This window comes from Protofrankia sp. CiP3 (assembly GCF_917627345.1).
GTDB lineage: Bacteria > Actinomycetota > Actinomycetes > Frankiales > Frankiaceae > Protofrankia.
Genome location: NZ_CAKJTM010000058.1, coordinates 1 through 9,553, shown reverse-complemented (window position 1 = coordinate 9,553; position 9,553 = coordinate 1). Strand labels below are relative to the sequence as shown.

General features: G+C 65.7%; 12 protein-coding genes and 1 CRISPR repeat array. Of the genes, 7 read left to right on the top strand and 5 right to left on the bottom strand.

Annotation, left to right across the window (positions count from 1 at the left end; all coding sequences use genetic code 11):
* Positions 1 to 228 precede the first annotated feature (228 nt).
* From MJ797_RS17975 to MJ797_RS17965, 3 genes are read right to left on the bottom strand one after another with little or no spacing between them, the layout of a single operon-like run.
* Complete coding sequence (locus MJ797_RS17975; protein WP_239336488.1) at positions 229 to 1,071, bottom strand: hypothetical protein; 843 nt, start codon at positions 1,069 to 1,071, stop codon at positions 229 to 231.
* 54 nt (positions 1,072 to 1,125) lie between these two features.
* Entirely contained in the window at positions 1,126 to 1,461 is a 336-nt protein-coding gene (locus MJ797_RS17970) for a NotI family restriction endonuclease (protein ID WP_239336485.1), read from the bottom strand.
* Positions 1,458 to 2,789, bottom strand: coding sequence for a DNA cytosine methyltransferase (locus MJ797_RS17965; protein ID WP_239336482.1), 1,332 nt, complete (start codon positions 2,787 to 2,789; stop codon positions 1,458 to 1,460). The genes MJ797_RS17970 and MJ797_RS17965 overlap by 4 nt, the downstream gene beginning before the upstream one ends.
* 76 nt (positions 2,790 to 2,865) lie before the next feature.
* Between MJ797_RS17965 and MJ797_RS17960 the strand changes: the two genes are divergently transcribed.
* The 3 genes from MJ797_RS17960 (at position 2,866) to MJ797_RS17950 (ending at position 4,997) form a co-directional block, all read left to right on the top strand.
* Positions 2,866 to 3,456 carry a very short patch repair endonuclease gene (locus tag MJ797_RS17960; protein ID WP_239336481.1) on the top strand — a complete coding sequence of 197 codons (591 nt, stop codon included), beginning with the start codon at positions 2,866 to 2,868 and terminating at the stop codon, positions 3,454 to 3,456.
* Positions 3,457 to 3,546: 90 nt separating this feature from the next.
* Positions 3,547 to 4,039: a CRISPR direct-repeat array (repeat unit 30 nt; unit sequence GTTTCAATCCCTCCAGGGATGATCAGGAAC).
* Positions 4,040 to 4,284: 245 nt separating this feature from the next.
* The gene (locus MJ797_RS17955; RefSeq protein ID WP_239336479.1) at positions 4,285 to 4,662 is read left to right on the top strand and encodes a type II toxin-antitoxin system RelE/ParE family toxin; all 378 of its coding nucleotides are present in this window, start codon (positions 4,285 to 4,287) and stop codon (positions 4,660 to 4,662) included.
* The gene (locus tag MJ797_RS17950; RefSeq protein WP_239336476.1) at positions 4,659 to 4,997 is read left to right on the top strand and encodes an XRE family transcriptional regulator; all 339 of its coding nucleotides are present in this window, start codon (positions 4,659 to 4,661) and stop codon (positions 4,995 to 4,997) included. The genes MJ797_RS17955 and MJ797_RS17950 overlap by 4 nt, the downstream gene beginning before the upstream one ends.
* Positions 4,998 to 5,350: 353 nt before the next feature.
* Here the strand turns inward: MJ797_RS17950 and MJ797_RS17945 are convergent, their stop codons facing one another.
* Positions 5,351 to 5,680, bottom strand: coding sequence for a helix-turn-helix transcriptional regulator (locus MJ797_RS17945; RefSeq protein WP_239336473.1), 330 nt, complete (start codon positions 5,678 to 5,680; stop codon positions 5,351 to 5,353).
* Complete coding sequence (locus MJ797_RS17940) at positions 5,677 to 6,051, bottom strand: type II toxin-antitoxin system RelE/ParE family toxin (protein ID WP_239336470.1); 375 nt, start codon at positions 6,049 to 6,051, stop codon at positions 5,677 to 5,679. Before MJ797_RS17940 ends, MJ797_RS17945 begins: the two co-directional genes overlap by 4 nt.
* Positions 6,052 to 6,566: 515 nt before the next feature.
* Here MJ797_RS17940 and MJ797_RS17935 point away from each other — a divergent pair.
* The 4 genes from MJ797_RS17935 to MJ797_RS17920 form a co-directional block, all read left to right on the top strand.
* A complete protein-coding gene (locus tag MJ797_RS17935; RefSeq protein ID WP_239336468.1) occupies positions 6,567 to 6,950 on the top strand; it encodes a helix-turn-helix domain-containing protein in 384 nt (127 codons plus the stop codon).
* 280 nt (positions 6,951 to 7,230) lie between these two features.
* On the top strand, positions 7,231 to 7,542 hold the full coding sequence (locus MJ797_RS17930; protein WP_239336466.1) for a hypothetical protein: 312 nt from the start codon (positions 7,231 to 7,233) through the stop codon (positions 7,540 to 7,542).
* Positions 7,529 to 7,957 (top strand): N-terminal phage integrase SAM-like domain-containing protein, encoded by a 429-nt coding sequence (locus MJ797_RS27020; RefSeq protein ID WP_255739137.1) that lies wholly within the window; start codon positions 7,529 to 7,531, stop codon positions 7,955 to 7,957. Before MJ797_RS17930 ends, MJ797_RS27020 begins: the two co-directional genes overlap by 14 nt.
* A 964-nt stretch (positions 7,958 to 8,921) precedes the next feature.
* Positions 8,922 to 9,553, top strand: a 632-nt coding sequence (locus tag MJ797_RS17920; RefSeq protein ID WP_239336459.1) for a serine/threonine-protein kinase, incomplete at its 3' end; no start/stop codon positions are given.

Sequence of the window (9,553 nt, the reverse complement as noted above, 5' to 3'; positions counted from 1 at the left end):
CCGGTCACTCTAAGCCGGTATGCCCGAGCGCTGAGTGCTCGCATGCTGATCATCTTCGACTATGGAAACGATCTCCGCCAGATCGCCTGACCGGCCATTGCCCTTCACGAATTCTTGATCGTTTTCTGAAGCGGTCGGCTTTTTCCGCGCTCGGAACCAACACGCCACACTTTTCGTCGCGGATACCGGCCGCGGACTGTCGGTGGGTCGACCCAATTCGCTACAAATCTACGACGCGGCTCGCTCAAGGCCGGGCAGGTACTTGCGGAGCCTGCCGTTCAGGGATACAAGAACAGCGTCGTGGCCGGCTGAGTTCTCGATCGCCTTTGCTGGGGCGACGTCGAGTGCGGCGCGGCTGAGTGTCGCCGCGTCGGTCCCGATCACTAACTTGACCTCGACCGGCGCGGGCCTGCCATTGCCGGCCGGCTTCTCGGCGATGTCGAAAACGTAGATCCAGCCCGCCGGCGCGGTGCTCTGATCGTCAAGGAGGCGCCACGTGCCGTCGGCCTGACGGTGCAGGTCCGGCCTACCGAGGAAGGGCTGCCAGGAGTCCCAGACCGGCTGGGGGATGGCGAGTACGCAGCCGACCGAGGTGTCCCTTTTCGTTACCTGGAACTTGAAGGCGACCTGGTAGAAGGTCCGTTTGAAAACGTTGGAGATGTTCGGGCCTTCGACCTTCCGGCCTGCCCACTCCTGGTTCGCGGCGACCTGACCGGGGAAGTCCCCCGGGTGCAGGTCAAGCGCGCCACGCAACGCGGAAACCGCATGCTTGTAGCTGCCATGGGTGTCGGTGGTCTGAAGCTCGATCACACCGTAGCACCCGAGACGGACCCGGCTGCCGTCCTCGGACAGCAGGAGCTCGACAAGCGTGATATCGAACGACAGCTCCGGTGAGGCGTCGGTCCGGGAAAGGCCGATCTCCCCGCCGAGCTTCTCCTGGAAGTAGCAGAAGACCCGTGTCCCACTGCCGTCCACGAGGATCTCCTTGACCCGGTCCTCCGAGAGCGTCAGGACCGGCTGGATGGCGACTGGCTGCCCGTCTAAGAATTCGTAATGAAATAACTTGTTCATTTTGAGCCTTCTGCAGGCCCACGACCTGCGAAGATGCTCCCGAGGATGCATTTGTTAATTCATTACAGATCCTAAGACGGAGAACAGCCGCCGTGTCATGGTCTCCACCAACCTGTCATCCAGCGCCCGGTACGGGCAGACCAGCCAGTCCTGCCGGTGGCCGTTGCTTTCCGCGCTGATCGAGCAGACGCCCCGGCTGTTCTCCAGCTTCACGCACGCCTGCTGGCTTCCCAGGACATCGGACAGAAAAGGGCAGCGGCCTTGCCGTTGGTCCTGGAGAGCTGCCCGGTGCGCGGCCACAATCGGGAAGACCCGGTGGCCGTGCCACTCGGCCAGGTGAGGGCGCCTGCTGGGGGCCGACGTCAGCGGGTAGAACAACTCGGCCGTCATGCGGCGCTGTCCGTCAACGTCGGGAGCAGGTCTCCCTGCGGGCCGAGGAAGGCCACCGGCCGCCGCCGGAACGGGCTGTTGAGCCGATGCGTGGGCCGGCCATCGAGGCAACGGCCGACCTCCTCGGCAATGTTCCTGGCCAGCTGGACCGGAACGGCGTTGCCGACTTGGTCGTACTGGCTGGAACGGCTGCCGTGGAACACGAAGCTGTCGGGAAAGCCCTGAATCCTGGCCGCCTCCCGGATCGTGATGGTGCGGTCCTGCTCCGGGTGGGTGTACTCGCCGGTCTTCGGGTCACGAAAGCGAGTCACGATGGTCCGCGGAACGCCATCCCACGACATCCGCCGGTACCGGCGGGTGTGGTCTTTGCGCAGCGCCCGCTGCATCCCGGATGGCAGCAGCTCAAACGGAAGGTCACGCCAGTCCTCACCTGGCTTGAGGTGGGCGATCCGGGCCAGGTTCGACTCGGACAGCTTGGCCGCGTAGTGGTTCCACAGCTCACCGGCCAGACCAGCGCGCATCTGCTGCTGGTAGGCGGTCGTCGGCGGCCCGACATACTGGTCGTTCTGCTGCCCGGCCTCGACTGTGGGCAGATCGGCGATGGCGTCATAGGTGGTCAGAAAGCCCGCGGACTGCGACGCGGTGATGGTGCAGTTCGGGAGCAGATCACCGATCTCCCCGCCATGAGTTGGAGCCGGGAAGCCGTACCCGGCAGAAATATCGAGGTCCTTCCGCCACGCGACGATGACCAGCCGCCACCGCATTTGCGGCGCACCGTACTGAGCTGCCAGCAGCTCGGCACACGCACCCGCATACCCGACCTCGCACAGGCCCCCCAGGATCGAGCGCAGATAAGCCCCGCCCGCGAGCGTGATCAGCCCGGGAACGTTCTCGATGACCACGCACTTCGGCCGCAGGTCCTTCGCGGTCCGCAGAACCTCCCGGAAGAGGTTGTTACGTTCATCCCACACGACCCGCGAGCCGATCATGGAGAAGCCCTGGCACGGCGGACCCGCGAACAGCAGAGACAGCTCACCAGGCACGACACCGGCGGCATGAGCCATCTTCTCACTGCCGACGTTACGCAGGTCGCCCACCAGCACCTCGGCCGGCAGGTTCGCCAGATGGGTCGACGCATACTCAGCGTCGATCTCGGCGGCAAGCCGCAGGTCCGCCCCAGCAGCGACCAGGCCTGCGGATGCACCGCCCGCACCGGCGAAGAGATCGACAGCGCTGAACGAGCCGGTTCCGACGACGCCGTGACCAGCCCTGGCCACGACGTCCGGCTGTGCCTGCCCAGCAGGGGCAGCATCCTCCGTGTTCTCCATGGCGACCTCCTCTGAGAAGGAACGTAGCCGACGGGTCCGACAGGCCAGCACAGATGCCCGATGGAAGGATGACCGGGTGTCCGAAAGGTGGGTCTCGACGCCAGCAGCCACGGGCCTGCGGGGCCGGCGCAACAACGACACCGAACCGGAGCTGCTGCTACGCAGTGCGCTGCACGCCGCTGGCGCCCGGTTCCGGCTCCACCCCACCCTCGCCTCCGGCTGCAATCCTGACCTTGTACTTTCGAGCCGGAGGATCGCTGTATGGGTGGACGGCGACTTCTGGCACGGCTGCCCGGTACACGGCCGCACGACGTTCAACGGCCCGAACGCGCCGCTCTGGGCTGCGAAGATGCAACGCAACCGCGAACGGGATGCACGTGCCTCGGAGCTGGCTCGGCAAGCCGGCTGGACCGTCGTGCGGCTCTGGGAATGCGAGATCCGCGCAAGCCCCGCCGATGCTGCCCGCCGCGTCCTCGCCGCTGCGTCTGCAGCAGACGTGGGTGTTGACGAGCATGTCGCCGTCGAACCGGTAGATCGAGTTATACAGGGCCGTGGTGTGCAGGCGGACATCGACACCGGGGACGCCTTGGAGCCCGGACAGGTAGGTGAGGGTGAGCCGGGTTCGGACGGCGAGGTTGTCACCGATGCCTTCTTCCGTTCCCCGTAGCGCCACCGCGTCGGATGCGGGGTCACCGAGGGCTGGAGCGGTCCCAGTTCCGTGGACAGCGGACCTGAAATCCGCTGCTTCCGTTCCAGAGTTTCAACCCCTCCAGGGATGATCAGGAACGGCCCGGCCGGGAGTGAACCGGCCGTCGGCATTGTGTTTCAATCCCTCCAGGGATGATCAGGAACCGGCCTGCACAGGTAGCGGTCGATCTCCACCTCCACACGTTTCAATCCCTCCAGGGATGATCAGGAACTCGTGCGGTCTCGCGTGGCCGGGGGCCCTGCGTGCGGGTTTCAATCCCTCCAGGGATGATCAGGAACGGCCGGCGACCCGCCGGGCGTCGTCCCGGGCGAGGTGTTTCAATCCCTCCAGGGATGATCAGGAACGCGGACGCGGTCCGGCAGGCAGGCGGCGCGGAGAGGTTTCAATCCCTCCAGGGATGATCAGGAACGCTGCGCCACCATGAGGCCACCGGGCGGTGGCCAGCGTTTCAATCCCTCCAGGGATGATCAGGAACCTGTGCAAACGCCGGCCATGCAAGACCGAGGCCGAGGTTTCAATCCCTCCAGGGATGATCAGGAACGACAAAACTGCCGATAGAGCCGCATATCGGGATCAAACCCCCCCAAGAGTCACGTTTGTGATGTTTATGGAGGTTCGCCGACGTTCATCAGCTTGAGTCGGCGGGCCTCCGTCGTTCGTTGTCGTCCGCCGACGTCCGCTCACGTTGCTGTCAGCGGTTGCTGTCGGACCCTCCACTGGAAGCCCGACCGTCGACTCCGCCAGAGCAGCCCCACAAGAGCTTAACCCCTGAGTTAAGATGCTCCTGTGCAGAGCTGGGAAGTCCTCTTGGTAGAGGAGGTCGCCGAGTGGTTCGTCGACCTGACCAAGAACGACCCCCAGTCGGCCGACCTCGTCGAGGACGCCATCGACCGACTGGCAACCGTCGGTCCAACCCTCGGCCGGCCGCTGGTCGACCGGATCAAGGGCTCACGTCACCACAACATGAAGGAGCTACGGCCAGGTTCGGCAGGCACGAGCGAGATCCGAATCCTGTTCGCCTTCGACCCGGTCCGCCGAGCGGTGCTGCTGGTAACCGGGGATAAGTCGGGCAATTGGCAGCGCTGGTATGAGACCGCGATATCCGCAGCGGATGAACGCTATGACCTTCATCTTGCCGAGATCGAGAGGAGGGACTACCGATGACAACGATGCGATGGGACGACGTCAAACGCCAGGCCGAGCAGGCACGTGTCGCCGCCGGCTATCCGGTACGGACCGATGCCGACCGCGAGGCCGGGCAGCGCCGCCTCGATGACGAGATCCACGCCTACCGGCTGGCCGAGGTCCGACGCAGCCGTGCTCTAACTCAACGCGAGGTCGCCGAAACCATGGGTGTATCCGGCCCCCGCATCTCCGACGTGGAACGCGGAAAGCTGGACGTGGTGTCGGTGTCAGTCCTGCGCGCCTACGTCGAGGCACTTGGCGGACGGTTGAAGGTCACGGCCGAGTTCGACGACTCGAGCTACATCGTCGCCTGACATCGCCAGCCGTCACCGAACAAAGCGGCAGCCCGTAACGAACCGCAACGAAGCTGCCCGCTGCTCAGCAAGCATGTGGAGTGTGGGTGCGCCGCCAGGGACTTGAACCCCGAAGCCGCAGATCAAACGGATCGAAGCGAGTGCCGACCCTGTCCACGCTACAAGCTTGGGAAACCTGTGCCGCGGTTGCCGCTGCTCCTCGCTAGCGCCGACCAGCGGGGTCGGCTGCTGACTGCTGCTACTGGTACGCGAACGGCTCACTCGGGATCTCGACCAAGACGACGGCCTTCCATAAACGTTCGCCCAGTCCCGGTCCGACCAAGCCTACTATCTCAGCCGATCCTCGACCCGGCCTATGCGACCTTCACCGAGTGCGGGCCCACGCTGATGGTGACGTCGAGATGCCCGCCAAGTGCCGCGGCGTAGGCACGGAGGGTCTCCAGTTCCATGGCCTCGATGTCGCCGTTCTCGATCTGGGAGATCCGGGACTGGGATACGCCAAGGATCTGGGCGACCTCGGACTGTGTCCTGCCGATGGCCTGACGGAGCTCTTTGAGGTGGTGACCGGCGACGTACGCGTCGAGTTCGGCGCGGGCCCTGGCCTGCCGTTCGGGATCAGCCAGTTCAGGGTGACGACGGTGCGCTTCAGCCTTGACTTCATCCCAGCGTCTTCCAGTACTCACGGGCCTGCCTCCTTGTCCTTTTTCGCCCGATAGTCGGCGTATCGGGCCTCGGCCAATGGGATGGCTTCCTCGTACCAGTGAGACCAGCGCCCGGCCTTGTCGCCTGCGACAAGAAAGATCGCCGCGCGGTCCGGGTCGAAAACGAAGAGCATCCGGATCTCCGACCGCCCCCGGGAACCAGGCCGCAGCTCCTTTAGGTTGCGAAGTTCGCTGTGCCCAATGGTGTCCACGAGCGGCCTGCCCAGCGTGGGTCCTACGGCGGCAAGCCTGTCGATTGCCTGCACGATCAACGCTGCTGTGTCCGTGTCGGATTCACAGAGTTTCAGGAACCAGGACTCGACCGGTTCGAGGAGGATGACGTCCCACGCCATGTTGCCAGCATAACCCCTGACTCATGTCGTGATGCCAAAGTCGGTCAAAGCACGCATACGGATTGCAACCCGGTCCGGTGTACGACCCTCACCAGACGTGCCGGCTCTGCGAGCAGTACGACGTGCCCTCGAACGACAGCCCGGGAGCCAGCACGGTGCTGCCTCGTCTCGCAGGAAGTCGAAGAGGTCCTGGCAGGTGACCACGGTGATTTCGGACGTCTGGGCCGTTCTCGGGGCCGCGGCAGCGCCGGCCAGTTGTCGAGCGCTGGCAGACCCACAGCCGTCCGATCTCCGCGGAGACTCTCCGCGAGCGGCTCCACATCGGCACGACCACGGCGCGTGCCCTGGTCACCCGGCTCCGCGCAGAGGCGGTCGTGACCGGCCTGGCTACAGAGACTCTCGCCGAGGGGTCCGAGGTGGTCCGTCTCCCTGCCGGGTGCGGAGCCCGGCCGCTGCACACGAGCCGTGTTACGGTTGCTGCAGTTGGTTCACTTGGAGCAGATGGGAGTCCTGCCGTGACCGAGCTGCTGCTGCGCGACGCCGAGGCTCTTCACCACGCGCTGGCGACGCCTGGCGACCAGGTGAGAGTCGCGCTCTCGCGCGAGACCGCCGAACTGGTCTCCCGGCTGATCGACGCCACGGCACGAGGCGGGGAGATCGTCATGGCCTCCCGCACCGCCGAGGTGACTCCCACCGAGGCAGCGGTGCTGCTGGGGATATCACGTCCCCAGGTCCGCAAGCTCATGGACCGCGGCCTGCTGGAGTACCGCAAGGTCGGCACGCACCACCGCGTGCGCGTCTCGTCGATCCGGGCGTTCCTGGAAACCGAGCGTCCGCGGCGGCGCGAGGCACTCACCGACCTGGCGGCCGTGCAGAACGACCTCGGCCTGACCGAATGAGCGCCGCCGTCGGCGAGACCGACCTGATCCGGATCGTTCTCGCCGACGCGAACGTGCTCTACTCCCGTGTCCTGCGCGACTACCTCCTCTACGCCGCCGACCAGGAGATCATCGCCATCACCTGGAGCGCCGCGATCCTCGATGAGACCACCGAACACCTCATGCTGAACGTGAACGGCTTTGACCGCGCGGCTGCCCGACGGCTGGTGACAGCGATGAACCGCGCGTTCCCGCTTGCCGAGGTCGAACCTCCGAGGAGGACTTCCGGGCGCTGGCCGATGTGTGGCTGCCAGACGACGACGATCGCCACGTCCTCGCCGCAGCCGTCACCGCTGCCGCAACTGTCCTCTGCACCTGGAACATCAAGGACTTCCCGGCCGACGCCGCCGCCGCGGCCGGCGTCGAGGTGCTCACTCCCGACGAGCTGCTCGGCCGGCTCGTTGCCGAGTACGAGCCGCACATGCTTGCCGCGCACCGGACGGCGGTCGCGTCACTGACGGGCGCCACAGACACCTCGACGATCGCTGCGCTGCGCAGAGCCGGAGCCTCGACAACCGCCGATCTGATGGATCATCTGATTGGCCGTTGCTGAACCGTCCGCGGAGACCTCCTGCTGGTCTCCGCCGGGTCGACATCACAGCCACCGACATGAGCGGGCGACCGCAGGTACAGTCCACCTCCGGCGACCTCACGCTGACCGGGCCGCGCTCGGCAACCGTCGATGCCACCTCGGACAGCGGCGATACCGACACGCAGTTCAGCGCCGCCCCGCGACGCGTTGCCGTGCACACCGCGCGAGGCGACATCAACCTTGTGGTCCCGGGTACGGCGACGCGCACGCCCGCCTCGGTGAATGGCTGGAGATCAAGCGTGGCGATGGGACGCGACCCGCGACGTTGCGAACCCACCGCAGGCTCGTCGACACGCATATCGTGCCGACCATCGGCCGAATCCAACTCGACAAACTCACTCCCCTCGACCGGACCCACGGCCACGTCCAGAGTTGAGGCTCTCCGTCACCACCGCCCCAGGCCCGCAAGCCGTCACAAGCATCCGGGACGGGACAATCCGGGCGCCGGCAGAGCGCCACCCGCTGTCCGCGCCTCGGCCTGTATCGGGAGGTGGAACCCCGGTCTCCCAAAGGGCAACGGGGATCACAAAATCGGTGCCGGTGACCCCGCCGGATCCGCTGACGCGCGCCATCGAGGAACATCGACCGACGACGACAAGGATCGAAACCGTGGGGTAAACGCGGGGTCCAGTGCCTCGGAGGCCCGATCAAGTGGCGAGAAGTGCCTGTGCTGCAGGCGATCTTGGTGCGCCGCCAGGGACTTGAACCCCGAACCCACAGATTAAGAGGAAAGAGCGGTTTGTCCGTTGATGTCCGTGGACATCCGCCGTGTCGGCCTGACCTGGGCCCACCATCCACCGGTGTTCGTACTCGTCCACCGACGTCCGCCGGCTCGGGTACAGCAATGGGTACACCGGGACGGATCGGAGCGAGTGCCGACCCAGTCCACGCTACAAGCTTGGGAAACATGTGCGGTTACCGGAGCTGACCTGGGTTCTCTCGTTCCGGCCCAGGTCAGCGGTGGTTCGGTACCCGCCGTTGCCGACCGGTGGGACCGGATGCTGACCGGTGCTACTGGCACGCGAATGGCACGAACACCGGGCCTCCGCCATCTGGCCGATCCCTCCGAATTGCAGGCGCGGTCATCCGCCCTTCGTCGACCCTGGTTGTCTGTCGGATGTGCGCAATGTCGGTCCGTTGTCTGTTCTTGCTCGCAGGTGTCTGCCGTCGTCGTCAGTGCACCTGATCAACCAATGGCCTCGGCCGCTTCCAGCACAGCCTCGAAAGTGACCGCCTGCACACCTGCTCTCGCAGTCGACCACTACCGGGATATGCCACGGGGCATCCTTCGCATGCAGGCTGACATGATCTGCGTGTCAACGGACTCGGGGGGATGTGCGATGGTAAGTGTGGAGGCCACGTCAACCGGCTATCGCGGATGGCAAGTCCTGAGCCGGCTTGGCGGCGGGGGGATGGGTGTTGTCTTCCTCGCGGAGCGGGACGGACACCGGGCCGCGTTGAAGGTCATCCGCCCTGAGTTGGCGGAGGATCCAGCCTTTCGGGCGCGGTTTCGCCGAGAGGTTGAGCTTGCTCGCCGGGTGGGTGGCCTCCGGACGTGCCGGGTGCTGGACTCCGACCCGGACGCGGATGAGCCCTGGATTGCCAGTGTGTACATCCCCGGACCGACTTTGCAGCAGCACGTCGCCCACCACGGGCCGCTGACAGATGCGGCCTTGTGGGCTTTCGCCGCGGGGCTGGCCGAGGCGCTTACCTCGATTCATGACGCTGGTGTGATCCATCGAGATCTTAAGCCCGCGAATGTCGTCCTCGCCGCGGATGGTCCCCGTGTGCTGGATTTCGGGATCGCCCAGGCCGCCGACAGCACGGCGATCACCCACAGCGGGCTGTTAATCGGCAGCGCGGGTTTCATGGCTCCCGAGCAAGCCTCCGCAGAGGAGGTCGGGCCGAGCGCCGACGTTTTCGCGTGGGCGAGCACCGTCACGTTCGCCGCAACCGGGCGTCTGCCGTTCGG